This is a genomic window from Sphingomonas sp. G5, from assembly GCF_052660795.1.
This window is the reverse complement of the sequence record NZ_CP109660.1, coordinates 3,034,449-3,053,399: the sequence shown is the minus strand read 5'-3', so window position 1 is coordinate 3,053,399 and position 18,951 is coordinate 3,034,449. Positions and strand designations below refer to the sequence as shown.

The following is an 18,951-nucleotide window of genomic DNA, read 5'->3' as shown; positions in this document are numbered from 1 at the left end:
GGACCGCGGTGGATCCCGATACGCGCGGCAGAGGCGGGCTTGACGGGGGATGCCGAAGACCCATGCGCCCCGAGAATGAGCCCGTCGTTCCGCGGTCCGGTGCTCACCACGCGGGGTCGTGGCGGCGCAGGATCGGCCCCGGCGGCGACCATAGGATGGACGCGTGATCGACCTGACTCTGCTGCGTGAAGATCCCGAGCTCGTGAAGCGCTCCCAGATCGCCCGCGGGGAGTCGCCGGCTTCGGTGGACGAGGCCCTCGCCGCCGACCGCGACCGCCGCGCCGCCATCACCGCCTTCGAAGAGTTGCGTGCCGCGCAGAACGCGCACGGCAAGCGCGTCGCCCAGGCGCCCAAAGACGAGAAGGCCGCGCTCGTGGCCGAGGCGAAAGAGCTCAGCGAGCGCGTCAAGACCGCTCAACACGCCGTCGCCGAGGCCGAGGCCGCCGCCGACGCCGCCCTCGGCAAGATCGAGAACATCGTCCTCGAGGGAGTGCCCTCGGGTGGCGAAGAGAACTTCGTCACACTCCGCACCCACGGCGAGATCCCGTCCTACGACTTCGAGCCGCTCGACCACCTCGCCCTCGGCGAGAAGCTCGGCGCGATCGACATGGAGCGCGGCACGAAGGTCTCGGGCAGTCGCTTCTACTTCCTCACCGGCATCGGTGCGCGACTCGAGCTCGCGCTCATGACCCTCGCCCTCGACCGGGCGCTGCAGGCGGGCTTCACCCCGATGATCCCCCCGACGCTCGTGCGTCCCGAGGTCATGCGCGGCACCGGGTTCCTCGGCCAGCACGCCGACGAGGTGTACCACCTCGACAAAGAGGACCTCTACCTCGTGGGAACGAGCGAGGTCCCCCTCGCCGGGTACCACATGGACGAGATCCTCGATCTGGAACGCGGTGCGAAGCGCTACGCCGGGTGGTCCACCTGTTACCGCAGCGAGGCGGGCTCGTATGGCAAGGACACCCGCGGCATCATCCGGGTGCACCAGTTCAACAAGCTGGAGATGTTCGTCTACACCGATCCCGCCGACGCCGAGGCCGAGCACGAGCGCCTCGTCGCGATGCAGGAGAGCATGCTGCAGGACCTCGGTCTCGCCTACCGCCTGATCGACGTCGCCGCCGGCGACCTCGGCTCGAGTGCCGCGCGCAAGTTCGACATCGAGGCGTGGGTGCCCACGCAGGGCGCCTACCGCGAGCTCACCAGCACCTCGAACTGCACCACGTACCAGGCTCGTCGCCTCGATACCCGTTTCCGTCCGGACGGCGGCAAGACCCAGCCGGTCGCCACCCTCAACGGCACTCTCGCCACGACCCGGTGGATCGTGGCCCTGCTCGAGACGCATCAGCGCGCCGACGGGTCGGTGACGGTGCCCGAGGTTCTGCGTCCGTACCTCGGCGGGCTCGAGGTCATGGAGCCGATCGCGTGACCGACGAGGCCGCCTTTCCCCAGACCGGTGCCGTCGAGAGCGCGCCGAAGCAGGAGGCGGCCGATCTGGTCGCCGACCTCGCCGACGAGAAACCCGCGGAGCGCATGCTCATCGCGCTCGACATCGACGGTACGGTTCTGCTCGAGGACGACTCGCTCAGCCCGGGCGTCGCCGAGGCGGCGGTGCGCGCGCAGCACGCCGGTCACGAGGTGATGCTCGCCACCGGTCGCAGCTGGGCCAGCACCCACCCGATCATGGATCGCCTCGGCATCCGTCCCGAGTACGCGGTCTGCTCGAACGGGGCGATCGTCATGCGCCGGGTCGGAGACGCCGACGCCGCCGTGTACGAGCGTGCTCACGTCGAGACGTTCGACCCCACAGAGGTGCTGACGCTGCTCGGCGAGCACCTGCCCGATGCGCACTTCCTCGTCGAACTGCCCGACGGCTCACGACTGTTCACCGATTACCTCGACGACTGGAATCTCCAGGGAGCGAACAAGGTGTCGTTCGCCGAGCTCTCGCTGCAGCCGGTCTGCCGGGTGGTCGTGGTGGCGCCCGAGCAGACCGACCAGGACTTCCTCGAGCTGGTCGAGCGCATCGGCCTCAATCAGGTGTCGTACGCGATCGGATGGACCGCGTGGCTCGACATCGCCCCGCAGGGGGTGGACAAGTCGACCGCCCTCGAGCTCGTGCGCGGCTGGCTCGACATCGCGCCCGAGAACGTACTGGTGATGGGCGACGGCCGCAACGACATCGAGATGATGCAGTGGGCGGTCCGCAACGGCGGCCGCGCGGTCGCGATGCACCAGGGTCCGCCCGAGGTGCACGCCGCGGCGGGCGAGGTCGGCCTCTCGGTCACCGAGGGCGGTGTCGCCGCGATTCTTCGCGCGCTCTGACGCCGTGCGGGCGGCCCGCGGGCCCGGCGTGACCGGACCCGCGCGGGCTCACGCCCGGCGTGGGGGTCAGACTCGCGCGGAGCCGCTGGCGACGTGTGCGGCGCGGTCGGCGAGATAGGCGGTGCGGTCGACGACGGTCACGGGTCGGTGCGCCGCCCGGTGGTCGACGACGCGCGCCGCCTCCCACGCGACGAGACCGACCGGCGGCAGCAGCAGCAGGGCGGTCGCCCAGGCGGCCTTGAGTCCGGCAGACGCCTGCGGGTCGCGCAGGGCGACGATGGCGGCGAAGACGGATGCCGCGTAGACGAGCGCGAAGACGGCGAGAACGACCTGCGCTGACAGCGTGGTGACGAGCATGATGACCTCCTCAACTCGAACGGCCCGGCGGGTCGTGGGGTGATGTTCTCGGTCTACGCCGGTCACCGGAGCGGTTCAACGTTTTCGCCCGCGAACGCAGCAACTCCATAGCCGCGGCGTATCCCGCACTCAGAGACCGCGGGGACTCCACGCCCCTCGGGTGGCGGCACGCAGGGTGCGCGCGTCGGTGCGGTCCAAGGCGCGCCGACTGCGCTCGAGGGCCGCGCGGGCGGCATCCCGGAAGACCTCCGCCCGGTCGGGAGCGGATGCCGCGAGCGAGGCGAGGCACTTCTGCAGCCGCACCTGCACCTCGACGTCGGCCGCACCGTCACGCGCCAACGGCCGGAAGGCGTCGTCAACCAGGTCGGCGAGGCGCGGTGCGGGGAGGAACACCCGCTCGAAGTCCACGGACGGATCGGTCTCGACGGCGAATGCTCGGGAGAACACCCGCTGCAGCGCTGCGATCACCTCGATCGCCGTCCCCGGATCGTTCGTGGCGGCCGACAGCGCGCGGCTGCCGATCTCGGTGAGGGCGATGACGCCGAATCGCGGATCCTGCTCGAACGTCCGGTGGTGTTCGATGCGGAACGCCCGGCGCACCGCCGTCTCGACGGCGCCGTCGACTCGGCCGACGACGAAGGCGACGGGCACGCGCGCATCGGCGATGCGTCCCGGCGTGGCGTGCACGTGCACCTCGAGGTCGTGCTGGCGGGCGATGCGGTCGAGTCCCGCGACGTCGACATGAGTGACGTAGCCCACCTCGTCGGCGTGCACGGCGACGGCCCCCGAGGGCGGCGCGGTCGAGGCGCGAGCCCCCAACGTCGGCCGCTCCGCGTGCCATTCCAGAGAGGCCGTGGCCGCTTTCTCCACACGATCGATGACGTCGGCCATCCGGCCGAAGGTCGAGAGGTGCGAGATCCATCGCAGCAGGGTGAACACGACGAATCCGATGATGACCAGTGTGCTGACGAAGAGGATCGCCCGCCCTTGCGGGTGGTAGTAACCCGTCGACAGGGCGACGATCCCGACGAGCGAGAAGGTGAAGGCGCCGACGAAGGTCGACACGGCGTTCTGCGAGGTCGTGTCCGCGATCAGCAGGGGTGTCGACCGGGGCGTCGCGGTGGTCGTCGCCGACGAGAACGCCGTGACCATCGCCGTCACCGAGAAGGTGCTCACGGTGAGCATCGCGGTCGCGATGATCTGCAGCAGCGAGCCCACGGCATCCTGGCCCAGCTCCAGACCGAACTCGAACGGCAGCAGTGGTCCGAGCAGACCCGCTGCGAGGGCGACGATCACCCCGATGACGGTGAACAGCGCCGCGCGCACCCACACCTGCCTGCCGAGTCGGAGGAAGAAGGATGCCAGGGGGCTGCGGGTCGTCAAGGCCATGCTCCGACGCTATCCGGCGTACTGTGCCGGAGCCCGGGGCTGGACGACGACCTCGGGCGGCTGAAAACGGCCTCTCATTCGCTTATGGATATGCGATGGAAATGTGCCGCAACTTGTCCGACATGCCGCTCTGGCAGGGTCGGGCCGCCCCCCACGACCGACGGACGCCGAGAGGCCCACGCGGATCCCGGTCGTGCTCGTTCCATCACCCGAGGAGCTTGACCCACGCATGACTGCCCACAGCCCCGCCTCACGCCCGAGATCGGCACGCCGTCTCGGCGCCGCCCTCGTGGCGGCCCTCGCCCTTTTCGGGCCGCTGGCCGCCGCGTCCGCGGCGCATGCCGCCCCTCCCACCGCGACCCTCTCGCTCGAGATCGACCCGGCCGAGGTCACCGCGGGTGACCCGTTCGTCGTGACCGTCACGGGTGCGGCGGTGAGCGACCTCTACTCCTACGACCTGGAGCTCAGCTACGACCCCGCTCTCGTCGAGCCCGCCACCGACGCGCCCACCGGTCCCGCGGGCGGCTTCACCTCGACCGTCACGGGGCCCGGCACGCTGACCGTCTCGCACACGCGCCTCGGCACCTCGCCCGGGCTGTCGGGCACGAGCGATGTCGTCCTGGCATCCATCCCCCTCCGTTCGCTCGCGGCAGGGTCGGCCCTCGTCCAGCTGTCGTCAGTGCGTCTGGTGTCGTCGACCGGAGAGGTCGTGACGGCCAACGACGTGGCATCCGGAACCGTCGTCATCGCGGCCGTCCCCGTTCCCGAGCCGCAGCCGTCCGACCCGTCGTCGCCGTCGCCCTCGGTGTCCGCGTCGGCCACGGCCACCCCGGCGCCCGCAGCCCAGGGCCCGAACGACCTCGCGACGACGGGCGTCGACGCGACCCCGTGGTTCGTCTCCGGCGCCCTCGGTGTCGCCCTCCTCGCCGGAGGCACGTTGCTCGTGCTTCGCCGTCGTCAGGCGGTGCGCGAATGACCGCGTCCCGCTCGTCCGTCCCGTTTCGCGAAGGATCCGTCATGACCCCCCTGGCCCGCCGTGTTCTGGCCGTGTCCGCTTCGCTCGGTGTCGTCGTCGCCGGGGCCGTTGTCGCCCCGGCCGCCGCCCTCGCCGCCCCCGCGCCGTCTCCTGCGGCAGCTCCCTTCCTCGCGCCGTACTACACCGAGCTCGACGTCACGGGCGATGCGCAGGTGACCACGGCCGACCTCGAGGCCCTGGCCCCGTACCTGGGAACGACCGCGAGCGATGCCGGATGGGCGGATGCCGCGCGGTTCGACCTCGACGACGACGGTGCCGTGACGGCATCCGATCTGGCCCTGCTGTCGGAGCGCATCATCTACGACGACGGCCCCTTCCAGATCGTCGAGGCCGACGCGGTGGCGATGCAGGCGGCGATGAACGCCGGGGTCATCACCTCGGTGTCGCTGACGCAGCAGTACCTCGACCGCATCGCGGCCTACGACAAGGTCGTGCGTCCCGCGGGTGTGCGCCCGCTCAACTCGATCATCTCGACGAGCGAGGTCGCGCTGAAGGCCGCCGCGGCCGCCGACGCGATCCGCGCCGAGAAGGGCATGACGAGCATGCTGCTCGGGATCCCTGTTGCGCTCAAGGACAACTACAACACCGTCGACATGCCCACCACCGCCGGCTGCGGCTGCTGGGCCGGCAACCAGACGTCGACCGACGCCACGATGGTGAAGGGTCTGCGCGCCGACGGAGCGGTCATCGTCGCCAAGGCATCGATGGACGAGTTCGCCATCAACCTGTCGTCGCAGTGGTCGGCCTTCCAGCCCAACGGCACGGCGCTGACCGTGTCGAGCCCCTACGACACCACCCAGACCTCCGGCGGCTCGAGCGGGGGAACGGGAGCCGCGATCGCTGCCAACCTCGCCGGCATCGGATTCGGCACCGACACCGGTGGGTCGATCCGCATCCCCTCGACGTACAACCAGCTCGTGGGTGTGCGTCCGACGGTCGGCCTCGCCAGCCGCGACGGCATCGTGCCGCTCGCGCTCTCGCAGGACGCCGGTGGTCCGATCGCCCGTTCTGTTCAGGATGCCGCGATCGCCCTCGACGCCGTCGTCGGCGAAGACGCGGGTGACCCCGTCACCGCGCGTCAGGCCGGCAAGGTGCCGGAGACGTACACTTCGTACCTCGACAGCGGGTCGCTGAAGGGCAAGAGGATCGGCTATCTGACGACGATGCTCGGCTCGAACCCGATCACGCAGCGTCTCTTCGCCGACGCGAAGGCCGCGATGGAGGCGCAGGGCGCGACGGTCGTCGCGCTCACGCCGCCCGACGGCTTCTCGGCCATCGTGGGCGAGGGCAGCGGCAGCGGGCCGGAGTTCAACCACGACCTGCAGAACTACATCAACGCCTACCTGAACCCGTCGGTGAGCGCACGGAGCCTGCTCGCGATCTCGCAGTCGCCGAACATCGTCCCCGGCCGCGCGAACAACCCCTACGGCCAGCGCGCCGCCATCACCGAGTCGGCTTACCAGGCCTGGGCCGGTCCACAGGGATCGCACACCCTGCAGCTCGCCAAGGGCAAGCAGATCATGACGGCCTTCATGGACGACCAGAAGCTGGATGCCGTGGTCTACCCGACCGGCAACCCCTACGGCACCATCGGAACCAACATGCGCCTGAGCCCCAACACGGGTCTGCCGGCCGTCACGGTGCCCATGGGCCAGGGGCTGTCGACCGAGGCTTCGACCGGGGGAGTGAACCTCGAGTTCCTCGGCCGCGACTTCGCGGAGGGCCCGCTCCTGGGCCTTGCCTACGGCTTCGAGCAGGCCACCCACGCCCGCACGACGCCCGCCCTGTACGGCCCGCTGGGGTGAGCTCGCACGGCGGCCCCGGGTGCGATTCGCCCGGGGTCGTCGCTGCGGCCTCTCCTCACCGTGCGGCGCCGCGTTCGCGGCTCGGTAGACTCGGTGCGTTCAGGAGGGTTGTCCGAGCGGCCGATGGACCTGGTCTTGAAAACCAGTGGGCAGCAATGTCCCGTGGGTTCGAATCCCACACCCTCCGCAACGACGAAGGCGGGCCCGCGGGGGCCCGCCTTCTTTCTTCCACTGGCCGATTGGCACGAGGCCGGCCATCTCCGAGCCTCTCGCATCAGGATTGTGATGTTCTGTGCCGCCGGGGAGACATCTCTCGGCCGAACCTGTCGGCCCGGCCGAGAGATGCGCCGGGTCAGCTCACGACAAGCAGTCGGGGGTCGACGCTTGTGCCGCTGATGGATGTCCACGCGCTCGTACCCGACTCGCTGATCCACCACGCTCCCGCCCCCGTGTTCTGGAAGAACACATCCGCCTTGCCGTTTCCGGTGAGGTCTGCGATCTGCAGGTCCTGCAGCGGCACGTTCGCGGTGTTGGTGATCGTCCATGCGCTGTTCCCGCCATACGACACCCACCACTGTCCGTCGCGCCCGTTGGCCCAGAAGACGTCGTCCTTGCCGTCACCGTTGAGGTCGCCGAATTTGAGTTCCGCGCCGGGCACATTGGCCGAGTTGAGGACCTGCCACCCGGTGTTCCCACCGTACGAGACCCACCAGTCGCCGTTCGGGTGCGCGTAGAACACGTCGCTCTTGCCATCTCCGTTGAAGTCCGCGATTCGCACGTCGTTCGCCGGAACGCCCGTGTTCAGAACCTGCCATCCGGTGTTCCCGCCATACGAGACCCACCATTCGGAGTTGGTGGGGTTGGCGTAGAACACGTCAGCCTTTCCATCCCCGTTGAAATCGCCCAACTGCAACTCCTGGCCGCCGAGGCTCGGAGCGCTGTTCACCACCGCCCAGCCGCTGGTGCCGCCATACGAGACGAGCCAGTTGCCGTTCGGTTGCGGAGCGAAGACATCGTCTTTGCCGTCGCCATTGAAGTCGGCGAACTGGAACAGCTTCGTATCGATGTTGGCGGTGTTCAGGATTCGCCAGGGGGCGGAGCCTCCGTCGGAGGCCCACCACTGGCCGTTGGGGTTGCCGTAGAAGACATCCGCCTTTCCGTTGCCGTCGAAGTCCGTCGAATTCGCGGACCTCGGCAGGCCACAGCCCGCGTAGAGCGCGAATCCGGGGTAGTCGGGGCAGACGTCGAAGCTGTCCGGAACGCCATCTCCATCGCGATCCGGCGGGGGCGGTGTCGACGGGGTGGAGTTGCTCCCCAGTCCGGGGAAGTCCATGCTCATGGCGGACCCCCGTGAGACGTTCCTGCCGCACGAGAAGGCATCGTTGGTGACGTTCGCGCCGTTGCGCTTCAGTTCGAAATGCAGATGGGCGCCGAAGGAGTTTCCGGTGTTGCCGACGACCCCGATCTGCTGCCCCCGAGAAACCGTTTGTCCCTGAGTCACCGCAGGGGCGTCCCTCATGTGTGCGTAGAGGGTGGTGTACCCGCTTGCGTGAGTGACGACGACGTAGTTTCCATAGCTCGTGCTGCCGTAGTTGACGACCCGGGTGGTCACCGTGCCGTCGTACGCCGCGACAATAGGAGTGCCGCCGTTCCCCGCAATGTCGACGCCCTGATGGCTAGACGGTGTCCCCTCGCACCTGTCCCCGACGAGCCCTGTCACGGTTCCCGAAACGGGGTAGATCATCGCACCGTACTCGGCATGTGCGGGCGGAGCGCTTGCGACGTGCGTCACCACCCCGGCCGCAGCCACCATTATTGCCATCGCAAATGCGGCGGCTCTCCCTCGGACTGTTCGACGCATGCGTCTTCACCTTTTCTCATTGACGAGTAGGCCCTCCCCCCACGGACATGACCCCGCAAGCGGAAGGCGTGAAAGCGCAGCTGCATTCATGAACCTATCGACGAGCTGTGCGTCATTTCTGTCGGCACTTTGGGGGACATCCGAGGATGCGAGCGGAGCATCCGTGCCCCGTCGCTGTGCCCGCCCCGCCGACGAACGCCCGCGAAACGCCCGATCCTCACGGCATTCACAGATCGCGGTCCCTAGTATTACCCCGACCTCTCGCCGATTCGTCGAGGTCGACGTGCTGCCGGGCCGGTAGCATCCGTCTCGAAAGGACACGAGTGAGCAAGACCTCCACCCCGCGCGGTCAGCGAACCGTCGCGCGCCACGGGCGACTCACCTCGCCGGGCCCCCTCGCGCAGTTGTTCCGCGGCGTTGCGATCACTCTCGCCGTCCTCCTGGTCTCGGGCGGTGCTGTCCTGGCCTACGCGGCGGTCGATCTCACCCAGAGCTTCACCGCCGACGCCGTCGAGCTGAAGGGTCAGCCGGCCGTCCCGCCCGACCTCGGTGAGCTCAAGGGCGGCGTGAACATGCTCCTCGTCGGCACCGACGAGTGCGAGCCGAGCTTCGCCCAGCTCTTCGGCGATCGCTGCACGGGCGCCGACTCCGAGGGCAGCCTCAACGACGTCAACATGTTGGTGCACATCTCCGACGCTCCTCGCCGGGTCACCGTCATCTCGTTCCCGCGCGACCTCATGGTGCCGATCCCGTCGTGCACCGACAAGGACGGCAACGAGACCTCCGCGATGAGCAAGCAGCAGATCAACTCGTCATTCTCGTACGGCGGCCTCTCGTGCGTCGTGCAGACCATCTCGGAGCTGAGCGGCCTCGAGATCCCCTTCGCCGCGAAGGTCAGCTTCGGCGGCGTCATCAACATCACCGACGCGATCGGCGGCGTCGACGTCTGCATCGCCAACGGAATCAAGGATCGCTACACCGGCATCGACTGGCCCGCCGGCATGCGCACGGTACAGGGTCTGGACGCCCTGCAGTTCCTCCGAACCCGTCACGGTGTCGGCGACGGCGGCGACCTGGGTCGCATCTCCAACCAGCAGCAGTACATGTCGCGACTGGCGAACAAGCTGAAGAGCCAGGACGTGCTGTCGAACCCGGCGACGCTCTACAAGCTCGCCTCGACGGCGCTGCGCAACGTCGACCCCTCGACGTCGCTGACGAACCCGCTGACGCTCGTGCAGATCGCGTCCGCGGTCAAGGACGTGCCGTTCAACGAGATCGTCTTCATCCAGTACCCGACCTACACCGACCCCTCCAACCCCAACCGCGTCGTGCCCGACCGCACTGACGCCGACACGCTGTGGGCCGCCCTCGCGGCGAACCAGCCCCTCGAGCTGTCGGGCAACCTCAGCGACGGGAACGGTGTGGTCGTCGATGCGAACGCGACGCCCGCTCCCACCCAGACGCCCGCCCCGGTCAACACCGCCAGCCCGGCGCCGACCGAGACCGCTCAGGCCTCGCCCGCGCCCACGTCGGACGCGATCCAGCTGCCGAGCGGCATCGCCGGGCAGACCGCCGCGCAAGCGACCTGCTCGAATGGAAACGTCCGCGGCTGAGCTTCGCCGCCCGGCATACCGAACGTGGTTCGAATGCCGGGCGGCATCCGGTTAGTATGGACCGGTGTGTTCGCGCCGCAGGGCGTCGATCACCTGGAGACGTCGCATAGTCAGGCCTAGTGCACCACCCTGCTAAGGTGGAGTCCCCGTAAGGGGACCGAGGGTTCAAATCCCTCCGTCTCCGCAGAAAAAGCCCCGGTTCGCCGGGGCTTTTCTGATGCCCGGGCTGCTGCCGGTCTCCTCGGGCTCGCGAACACGACGACCGCGGCCACGCCTTCCGCGGGCCCGCGTCGGGAGCATGAGACGTGGGATGCCGTGGCATCCCACCCCAAGAAAGCTCGACGAACGGACCGCTCGGGGCATCGCCGTCGCGCGGAGTCGTCAAGCGCCGCCGAACCGCTCAGTCCTCACACGGACGGGGTCGTGCCCGGCGTCGACGAGCCATCCCGCAACGGCCTCGACGAAGGGGGTGGGGCCGCACACGTAGATGCGCGGGCGCTCGAGCGGCGAGAACACGGCGTTCCGCAGGCGTTCAGGGGTCAAGCGACCGGGCGGCTCTGGCCACGCGGGCGGGGTGCGGCGGGTGTAGACGGTGTCGAGACGGAAGCGATCGTCGGCGAGGGCGGACACCTCGTCGGCGAAGAAGACATCCTGCGGAGAGCGAACCGAGTACAGCAGGCGGAACGGCGCGGGGTCATCGCTCGCGGCGTGAGCCGACGCCATGGCGAAGAGGGGCACGACGCCCGAGCCTCCGGCGATCAGTTGCACGGGCGAGGGATCGTCGGAGGGATGCCAGATGAAGAACGCTCCGAGGGGTCCGTGAACCTCGATCTGGTCTCCCGCGCGGAGGTCGTGCACGAGGAAGGGCGACACTTCTCCCTCGGGCACCTCGTCGACGGCGAGCACGAGCCGCGTGCCCGCGCCCGACGAGGCGAGCGAGTACGACCGCGACGCCTGATAGCCGTCTGGCGCCGTGAGGCGGACATCGACGTGAGCGCCCGCGTCATTGCCGGGCCAGGTGGGCACCTCGAGCTCGATGCGGCGCGCCGTCGTGGTCTCGGGGCGCGACTCGACGACGGTTGCGACGTGCCAGGCGGGGGAGCGGCGGGTCACCCGTAACGCTCTTCCCGCCACGGGTCGCCGTGCGGGTGATACCCGTTCTGCTCCCAGAATCCGGGTTTGTCGCTCGGCATGGTGACGAGCCCCTGCACCCACTTCGCGCTCTTCCAGAAATACAGGTGGGGCACGAGCAACCGCGCGGGTCCCCCGTGCTCGGGGGTGAGGGGTGCCCCGTCGGCTTCGAAGGCGATCCAGCTCTTGCCGCCGCGCAGGTCGTCGAGCGCGATGTTCGTCGTGTAGCCGCCGAAGGAATGCACCATCGCGTAGCGGTGCGAGGTCTCGACCTCGGCGAAGAGACGGTCGAGCGAGACCCCACGCCACGGCATGTCGAGCTTGGTCCAGTGCGTGACGCAGTGGATGTCGACGGTGACGTCCTCTACCCCGAGCGCCTCGAGTTCGGCTCGTGTCCAGCGATGCACGCCGTTCTCGGTGCCGATTGCGAACTCCCACGTCTCGTCGGCGACGACGGGGGTCGGGCCGGCCGAGAGCACAGGCCAGTCGCCGACGAGCGTCTGCCCGGGCGGGAGCCGCGGATCGCGCTCCCGTCGCCGGCCCGAGAACCCTCGCGTGATGAACGACATACGACCCCCTGCTGCTCGTGTTGGCCTCACCCTAACTTCGGGCGTGCGCGGAACACAGCGCCTGGACGGGAGGAGAATCGGCGAGGGGAGGACCTGGCGCCGTGGAATGTCCTCCGAGCGCACGTTCTCCTCCGCGCGCGAAGTGACCGTGCGCGCCGCCATGCCACCCCCGTCGAGGCGGCGCCCCGGCCCGATAGGGTCGTGCCTGCGGTGCGCATGCGCCGTGCCCCTCGCACCCTCGGGAGAAGCGCATGTCGGTCGGTCTGCTCGCCGTCGTCGATGACATCCTCAGCGCCGCCATGCGCGCGAGCGCGAAGACGGCCGGCGTCGTGATCGACGACGCCGCCGTGACTCCGCAGTACGTGCAGGGGCTCACCCCCGCGCGAGAGCTGCCCGTGGTCTGGAAGATCGCGCTCGGCAGCATCATCAACAAGTACGTGATCATCATCCCGATCGCGCTCCTGCTCACGGCTTTCGCGCCGTGGGTGCTGCCGTATCTGCTCATCATCGGCGGCGGGTTCCTCTGCTTCGAGGGCGCCGAGAAGGTGCTCGAGTGGTTCGGCGTGAGTCACGGCGAGCACGACGCCGACGAGCCGCGCGACGAGAAGAAGCTCGTCCTCGGGGCCGTCCGCACCGACCTCATCCTCAGCACCGAGATCATGCTCATCGCCCTGTCGAGCCTCGACCCCGACTTCGGCATCTGGATGACGCTGGGGGCCCTGCTCGTCATCGGCCTGGCCATGACGGTGGTCGTCTACGGTGCGGTCGCGCTGCTGGTGAAGATCGACGACATCGGCCTGCGGTTCATGAAGAGCGAGTCGCGAGGCGTCCGCCGCTTCGGCGCCCGGGTCGTGGCATCCATGCCCGCGGTCTTCCGCGTGATCAGCGTGATCGGCACCGTCGCGATGTTGTGGGTCGGTGGGCACCTCGTGCTGCAGAACCTCGCCGAGACGCTGTGGTCGGGGCCCTACGACGTGGTCCATCTCGTCACGCACGCGATCGAGGCCGCAGGCCCGGTGGTGGTCTGGATCGTCGAGACCGCGATGTCGGCCGTCTTCGGGCTGATCCTGGGGCTCCTCATCGTGGGCGTCGTGACCGGTATTTCGCGACTGACGCGACGCGGCGCAGCCGCGCACTGACGCTCACCCACGGGCGGTGGAGCAGCTCTCGCCCGGTTCGGCCTTGAGTTCCCTTCCCGGCGCCGTACGCGCCGGCGGGCGTCAGTCGTCGAGGCGCGAGTGCTCGCCGAGGCGGTGCCACGCACGGTTGTGGTACACCAGCGCGGCGCCGGATTCCCCGGGTTCGAGGTCGCGCTCGACGTCGACCTGCAGGGCCTGAGCGGCGATGACGGTGGAGCCGCCGGCATCCATGCGGCTGACGACCTTGCACCGCAGCCACGCGCGCACGCCGTGGTAGACGGGCTCCCCGGTGGACAGGCGCGACCAGGTGGTGGTGTCGGCGAAGCGGTCGAGTCCGCTGGTGGCTCCGGCGCGGGCGAGCGAGATGTCTTCGGCGTCGAGCAGGTGCACCACGATCGTATCGGCGGCGATGATCGTCGGCGTCGCCGACGACAGGGCCGACACCGAGAAGATCAGCAGAGGCGGGTCGGCGCTCACCGACGACACCGACGAGGCGGTGAGCGCGACGGGGCCGTTCTCTCCGTACGCGGTGATGACGGCGATGCCGCCGGGGTGGCCGCGGAAGGCTCTCTTGAAGTCGTCCGCCGAGACCGAGGTGCCGATGGCGGGAGTGCCCTCGGGGGCGCTGTGCGGAAGCGAAGTCATGACTACGACCGTAGGCGCTCCCGCGGGGGATAGGCCCTCCGGACGCAACACGGCGAAACGCTCCCGGCGATCACGCGATCGACCCCGGCTGCCGTGTGAGGCTTCACATTTATCAATCCGTGATCATCCGTAACGCCGAATTCCTTGACACAAGACGTTCTGTGAGCGCTAACATTCACACACGGCTCACCCGAGGGGCTGCATCACATGACCGGCATCGGAGCCGGCGAAACGAGGAGGTTTCATCATGAAGGCGAACAAGATCATCGCGGGCATCGCGCTCGTCGGAGCGATCGCGTTCACGGCCACCGGCTGCGCCGGTGCGGGCGGCGGCGGAAACGCCGGTGGCGGCAGCGGCGACAAGATCACGGTCGGCTTCGCCCAGACCGGCTCCGAGAGCGGATGGCGCAGCGCCAACACCGAGTCGATGAAAGAGGCGTTCAGCGAGGCCAACGGCTTCAACCTCGTCTTCAACGCGGCCGACAACAAGCCCGAGGCGCAGATCGCCGCGGTCCGCAGCTTCATCAACCAGGGTGTCGACGCCATCGTGCTCGCCCCCATCGTGAGCGACGGCTGGGACGACGTCCTCAAGGAAGCCAAGGACGCCAACATCCCCGTCATCCTCGAAGACCGCACGGTCTCGGCATCCAAGGACCTCTACGCCAGCTGGATCGGCCTCGACTTCAAGAAGGAGGGCGAGACCGCGGGCACATGGGTCGCCGACAACTTCGGCAAGACGCCCACCAACCTCGTCGTTCTCGAGGGCACCACGGGTTCGTCCGCCGCGACCGACCGCGCCACCGGCTTCAACGACGCGATCAAGGGCACCGACATCAAGGTCCTCGACTCGCAGACCGGTAACTTCACCCGCGCCGACGGCAAGACCGTCATGGAGGGCTTCCTGCAGAAGTACGGCTCGCAGATCAACCTGCTCTTCGCCCACAACGACGACATGGGCCTCGGCGCTCTCGAGGCGATCAAGGCGGCGGGCCTCAAGCCCGGCACCGACATCAAGATCGTCACGATCGACGCGGTGAAGGACGGCATGACCGCCCTCTCGAACGGCGAGTTCAACTACATCGTCGAGTGCAACCCGCTCCTCGGTGAGAAGACCGCCGAGGTCGTCAAGAAGGTCGTGGCCGGCGAGTCCGTCGACAAGAGCTACATCGTCGAGGACCAGGCGTTCGACCAGGAGCAGGCCAAGAAGGTCCTGGACAGCCGTCCCTACTGATCCGCACGGATCCGTCGTCGACTCCCCTCGACGGCACCCCGTCCGATCGCCCCGGCATCGACGGACCATCCTCCCCGGCGTGCGGGGTCGGTACCCACCGGCCCCGCACGCTCCCGATCCGAGAAAGCGATCGACAATGACATCTGAACGGGTCGCCGTGAAGCCATCCGAACGGTCAGCCGTGGTGGAGATGCGCGGCATCAGCATCCAGTTCCCCGGGGTGAAGGCGCTCGACGGCGTGGACTTCACCCTCTACGCCGGTGAGGTGCACTCCCTCATGGGAGAGAACGGCGCCGGCAAGTCCACCCTGATCAAGGCCCTGACCGGCGTCTACGGCATCGACGAAGGCGTCATCCGCGTCGAGGGGGCCGAGCGTCAGTTCCGTGCCACCGCCGACGCCCAGGCCGCGGGCATCGCCACCGTCTATCAAGAGGTCAACCTCTGCCAGAACCTCACCGTCGGTGAGAACGTCATGCTCGGCAACGAGATCCGTCGAGCCGGCATGGTCGATTGGAAGGCCACGCACGCCGCGGCCGCCACCTACCTCGCAGAGCTGGGCGTGCACATCGACACGCGATCGATCCTCGCCAGCCACTCGATCGCCCTTCAGCAGCTTGTCGCCATCAGCCGCGCGATGGTCGTCGACACCAAGGTGCTCGTGCTCGACGAGCCCACCTCGAGCCTCGACCGCGGCGAGGTCGAGCAGCTCTTCGGCGTCGTCCGCGATCTCCGCGACCGCGGCGTGGCGATCCTCTTCGTCTCGCACTTCCTCGACCAGATCTACGAGATCTCCGACCGACTCACGGTGCTTCGCAACGGCACCCTCGTGGGGGAGTACCCCGTCACCGAGCTCGGCCGTGAGCAGCTGGTGGCGAAGATGATCGGACGCGAGCTGGGCGAGCTGGATGCCATCTCCGCCAGCGCCGAGCGCCCGATCGACCGCAGCGGCACCCCGGTGCTGCGCGCGCTCTCGCTGGGGCGCAAGAACGCCCTCGAGCCGGTCGACCTCGACGTCTACCCGGGCGAGGTCGTGGGACTGGCCGGACTCCTCGGTTCCGGCCGCACCGAACTCGCTCGCCTGATCGCCGGCGCCGATCGGCCCGACGACGGCACCGTGCACGTGTCCGGCTCGGGCGCTCGCACCGGGTCGCCCCGCCACGCTCTCGACCGGGGCATCGCGTTCTCGTCGGAGGACCGCCGCGCCGAGGGCATCGTCGGCGACCTGACCGTCGCCGAGAACATCGTGCTGGGCATCCAGGCCCGCCGCGGCGCCCTGCGCAAGATCAGCGCCGCAGAGAAGCAGGCCGTCGTCGAGGAGTACATCACGGCGCTCGGTGTGCGCCCCGCCGATCCGAACGCCCTGATCCGCAACCTGTCGGGCGGGAACCAGCAGAAGGTCCTGCTGGCACGGTGGCTGGCCACCGCGCCCGAGCTGCTCATCCTCGACGAGCCCACCCGTGGCATCGACGTCGGTGCCAAGGCCGATATCCAGCGCAAGGTCGCCGAGCTCGCCGAGAAGGGCCTCGCGGTCATCTTCATCTCGTCCGAACTCGAAGAGGTGCTGCGCCTCGCCCAGCGCGTGGCGGTCCTGCGCGACCGTCGTAAGATCGGCGAACTGGCCACCCGCGACGTCGACCTCGACGCTCTCGTGGCCTACATCGCCGAGGGGCAATCCGAGTCGGCATCCGCCGCACCGCCGCACACCGCACCCGAGACACTGTCGTCCGATCGGGAGAAGATCGCATGAAGAAATTCCTCACCCACCGCCTCGTGTGGCCGATCGCGGCGCTGCTCGCGCTCATCGCCATCAACACGATCTCGCGACCGTCCTTCCTCAGCATCACGATGCAGAACGGTCAGTTCTACGGGTCGCTGATCGACATCCTGCGCAACAGCGCGCCGCTCATGCTCGTCGCCCTCGGCATGACCCTGGTCATCGCCACCCGAGGGATCGACCTCTCGGTCGGCGCGATCATGGCCGTCTCGGGGGCTGTCGCCCTCACCGTCATCGAGGCGTCGCCCGACCCCGGCAACCTCGGGGTGGTCTTCACCGCGATCGCCGCGGCCGTCGGCGTCGCCCTGCTCCTCGGGGTCTGGAACGGGTTCCTCGTCTCTGTCCTCGGCATCCAACCGATCATCGCCACGCTGGTGCTCATGCTCGCCGGCCGCGGTGTGGCGCTGCTGATCACGGGCGGCTTCATCACCACGATCAACAGCGATCCCTACAAGTTCATCGCCGGCGGGTACGTCCTGGGGCTCCCCTTCGCGTTCTTCGTCGCGATCTTCGCGGTGATCGTCGTCGGTATCCTCGAGCGTCGAACGGCCCTCGGCATGCTCACCGAGGCCGTGGGTATCAACCCCGAGGCCAGCCGCCTGGCGGGTGTCCGCTCGCGCGGCATCATCTGGGGCGCCTACATCGCCAGCGGCGCCCTCGCGGGTATCGCCGGCATCCTCTACAGCTCGAACATCATGGCCGCCGACGCCAACGCCGCCGGTCTCTACATCGAGCTGGATGCCATCCTCGCGGTCGTTCTGGGCGGTACCTCGCTCGCGGGGGGAAAGTTCAGCCTCGCCGGAACCGTCGTGGGTGTCTTCACCATCCAGACGCTGAAGAGCACCATCACCTTCCTGGGTGTTCCGCCCGCGGTCAGCCCCGTGTTCATGGCCGCGGCCGTGCTGATCGTGGTGCTCCTGCAGTCGCGACGCTTCCGCGCGTACTTCCACACGGCGGGGCGCAGTGCGCTTCGTCCGATCACCCGACGTCCTGACGCAAAGGTGCTGTCCTGATGGCCACTCTCACCGAAGAACGACGCTCGACGTCGTCGTCCGCGGTCTCGTACCGCCGTTTCCTCAGCCGTCACATCTCGTGGGTGCCCGTCTTCGCCGCGGTCATCATCCTGGTCGTGATGATCGCCGGGGCCATGTGGTACTTCCCGAACTTCCAGCTGAACCGCATCATGTCGTCGATCCTGCTCGACAACGCGTACCTGCTCGTGCTCGCGGTGGGAATGACCTTCGTCATCCTCACCGGGGGGATCGACCTCTCGGTCGGGGCCGTGATGGCGTTCACCGGCATCCTGTGCGCGAAGATGCTCGGCGACGGGGTCCCGGTGGCCGTGGCCATCCCCGCGATGGTGCTCATCGGTGCGGCGATCGGACTGCTGATCGGTGTGCTGGTGCAGTTCTTCGACGTGCAGCCGTTCATCGCCTCGCTCATCGGCATGTTCCTCGCCCGCGGCCTGGCCTTCGTCGTCAGCCTCGAGTCGATCAAGGTCGACAACGAGGGGTTGCTGTGGCTGCAGTCGACGCGATTCTCGTTCGCCGGCTGGTACATCACCCCGACGGGCATCATCGCGCTCCTGACGGTGGCGCTGGCCGCCTTCGTCCTCCGTTACACGCGCTTCGGCCGCACGGTCTACGCGGTCGGCGGCAACGAGCAGTCGGCTCGCCTGATGGGCCTGCCCGTCGTCCGCGCGAAGCTGTCGGTCTACGTCATCAGCGGAGTGTGCGCGGGTCTCGCCGGTATCGTCCTGACCGCGTATTCCGGCGCCGGCTACCCGCTGAACGGTGTGGGTACCGAGCTCGACACCATCGCCGCGGTCGTCATCGGCGGCACCCTCCTGACCGGAGGCAGCGGCTTCGTCATTGGCTCGATGATCGGCGTCTTCGTCTACGGCCTCATCCGCACGATCATCTCCTTCTCGGGAGCCGAGCAGTCCTGGACGCGCATCACCGTCGGTGCCCTGCTGCTGCTGTTCGTGGTCGTGCAGCGGGTCATCGTGTCGCGCTCCGCGCTCAGTCGCTGACATTCGGCCGCGGGCTGCGCGGAAACACACTGCCGCGCGGTGTT

General features: G+C 68.6%; 16 protein-coding genes and 2 tRNA genes. 12 read left to right on the top strand and 6 right to left on the bottom strand.

Going from position 1 to position 18,951, the window contains the following annotated elements; translation table 11 throughout:
• The first annotated feature begins 163 nt into the window (after positions 1-163).
• Entirely contained in the window at positions 164-1,429 is a 1,266-nt protein-coding gene (gene serS / locus NE358_RS14600) for a serine--tRNA ligase (protein WP_289939645.1), read from the top strand.
• Positions 1,426-2,325 carry an HAD family hydrolase gene (locus NE358_RS14595; protein WP_174799702.1) on the top strand — a complete coding sequence of 300 codons (900 nt, stop codon included), beginning with the start codon at positions 1,426-1,428 and terminating at the stop codon, positions 2,323-2,325. Before serS ends, NE358_RS14595 begins: the two co-directional genes overlap by 4 nt.
• Positions 2,326-2,391: 66 nt before the next feature.
• Here the strand turns inward: NE358_RS14595 and NE358_RS14590 are convergent, their stop codons facing one another.
• Positions 2,392-2,682 (bottom strand): PLDc N-terminal domain-containing protein, encoded by a 291-nt coding sequence (locus tag NE358_RS14590; RefSeq protein ID WP_103208444.1) that lies wholly within the window; start codon positions 2,680-2,682, stop codon positions 2,392-2,394.
• A 129-nt stretch (positions 2,683-2,811) separates the two neighbouring features.
• Positions 2,812-4,071 carry a DUF2254 domain-containing protein gene (locus tag NE358_RS14585; RefSeq protein WP_289939641.1) on the bottom strand — a complete coding sequence of 420 codons (1,260 nt, stop codon included), beginning with the start codon at positions 4,069-4,071 and terminating at the stop codon, positions 2,812-2,814.
• Between the two features lie 229 nt (positions 4,072-4,300).
• Here NE358_RS14585 and NE358_RS14580 point away from each other — a divergent pair, with 229 nt between their 5' ends.
• From NE358_RS14580 to NE358_RS14570, 3 genes are all read left to right on the top strand, one after another.
• Positions 4,301-5,047: a cohesin domain-containing protein gene (locus tag NE358_RS14580; RefSeq protein WP_289939639.1), complete on the top strand. Its 747-nt coding sequence runs from the start codon at positions 4,301-4,303 to the stop codon at positions 5,045-5,047.
• A gap of 41 nt (positions 5,048-5,088) precedes the next feature.
• Positions 5,089-6,912, top strand: coding sequence for an amidase family protein (locus NE358_RS14575; protein WP_289939637.1), 1,824 nt, complete (start codon positions 5,089-5,091; stop codon positions 6,910-6,912).
• A gap of 102 nt (positions 6,913-7,014) precedes the next feature.
• A tRNA-Ser gene (locus NE358_RS14570) sits at positions 7,015-7,099 on the top strand.
• A 165-nt stretch (positions 7,100-7,264) separates the two neighbouring features.
• Here NE358_RS14570 and NE358_RS14565 read toward each other — a convergent pair.
• A complete protein-coding gene (locus NE358_RS14565) occupies positions 7,265-8,656 on the bottom strand; it encodes a VCBS repeat domain-containing M23 family metallopeptidase (protein WP_289942630.1) in 1,392 nt (463 codons plus the stop codon).
• 440 nt (positions 8,657-9,096) lie between these two features.
• Here NE358_RS14565 and NE358_RS14560 point away from each other — a divergent pair, with 440 nt between their 5' ends.
• Both NE358_RS14560 and NE358_RS14555 read left to right on the top strand, forming a co-directional pair.
• Positions 9,097-10,386: an LCP family glycopolymer transferase gene (locus tag NE358_RS14560; RefSeq protein WP_289939635.1), complete on the top strand. Its 1,290-nt coding sequence runs from the start codon at positions 9,097-9,099 to the stop codon at positions 10,384-10,386.
• A gap of 95 nt (positions 10,387-10,481) precedes the next feature.
• Positions 10,482-10,570 (top strand) — tRNA-Ser (locus tag NE358_RS14555).
• A gap of 197 nt (positions 10,571-10,767) precedes the next feature.
• On the opposite strand, the gene NE358_RS14550 is transcribed toward NE358_RS14555, so the two are convergent.
• Entirely contained in the window at positions 10,768-11,499 is a 732-nt protein-coding gene (locus tag NE358_RS14550) for an FAD-binding oxidoreductase (RefSeq protein WP_141378080.1), read from the bottom strand.
• The gene (locus NE358_RS14545; RefSeq protein ID WP_116239384.1) at positions 11,496-12,086 is read right to left on the bottom strand and encodes a molybdopterin-dependent oxidoreductase; all 591 of its coding nucleotides are present in this window, start codon (positions 12,084-12,086) and stop codon (positions 11,496-11,498) included. Before NE358_RS14545 ends, NE358_RS14550 begins: the two co-directional genes overlap by 4 nt.
• A 251-nt stretch (positions 12,087-12,337) precedes the next feature.
• Here NE358_RS14545 and NE358_RS14540 point away from each other — a divergent pair, with 251 nt between their 5' ends.
• Entirely contained in the window at positions 12,338-13,225 is an 888-nt protein-coding gene (locus NE358_RS14540; protein WP_289939631.1) for a DUF808 domain-containing protein, read from the top strand.
• Positions 13,226-13,306: 81 nt separating this feature from the next.
• Here NE358_RS14540 and NE358_RS14535 read toward each other — a convergent pair whose 3' ends face one another.
• Entirely contained in the window at positions 13,307-13,870 is a 564-nt protein-coding gene (locus NE358_RS14535; RefSeq protein WP_103208474.1) for a flavin reductase family protein, read from the bottom strand.
• 247 nt (positions 13,871-14,117) lie between these two features.
• Here NE358_RS14535 and NE358_RS14530 point away from each other — a divergent pair, with 247 nt between their 5' ends.
• The 4 genes from NE358_RS14530 (at position 14,118) to NE358_RS14515 (ending at position 18,907) form a co-directional block, all read left to right on the top strand.
• Positions 14,118-15,101 carry an ABC transporter substrate-binding protein gene (locus NE358_RS14530; protein ID WP_103208477.1) on the top strand — a complete coding sequence of 328 codons (984 nt, stop codon included), beginning with the start codon at positions 14,118-14,120 and terminating at the stop codon, positions 15,099-15,101.
• A 190-nt stretch (positions 15,102-15,291) separates the two neighbouring features.
• Complete coding sequence (locus NE358_RS14525) at positions 15,292-16,848, top strand: sugar ABC transporter ATP-binding protein (RefSeq protein ID WP_499318578.1); 1,557 nt, start codon at positions 15,292-15,294, stop codon at positions 16,846-16,848.
• Positions 16,845-17,888: an ABC transporter permease gene (locus NE358_RS14520; RefSeq protein WP_103208480.1), complete on the top strand. Its 1,044-nt coding sequence runs from the start codon at positions 16,845-16,847 to the stop codon at positions 17,886-17,888. The genes NE358_RS14525 and NE358_RS14520 overlap by 4 nt, the downstream gene beginning before the upstream one ends.
• Entirely contained in the window at positions 17,888-18,907 is a 1,020-nt protein-coding gene (locus NE358_RS14515) for an ABC transporter permease subunit (protein ID WP_103208481.1), read from the top strand. The genes NE358_RS14520 and NE358_RS14515 overlap by 1 nt, the downstream gene beginning before the upstream one ends.
• Positions 18,908-18,951 lie beyond the last annotated feature (44 nt).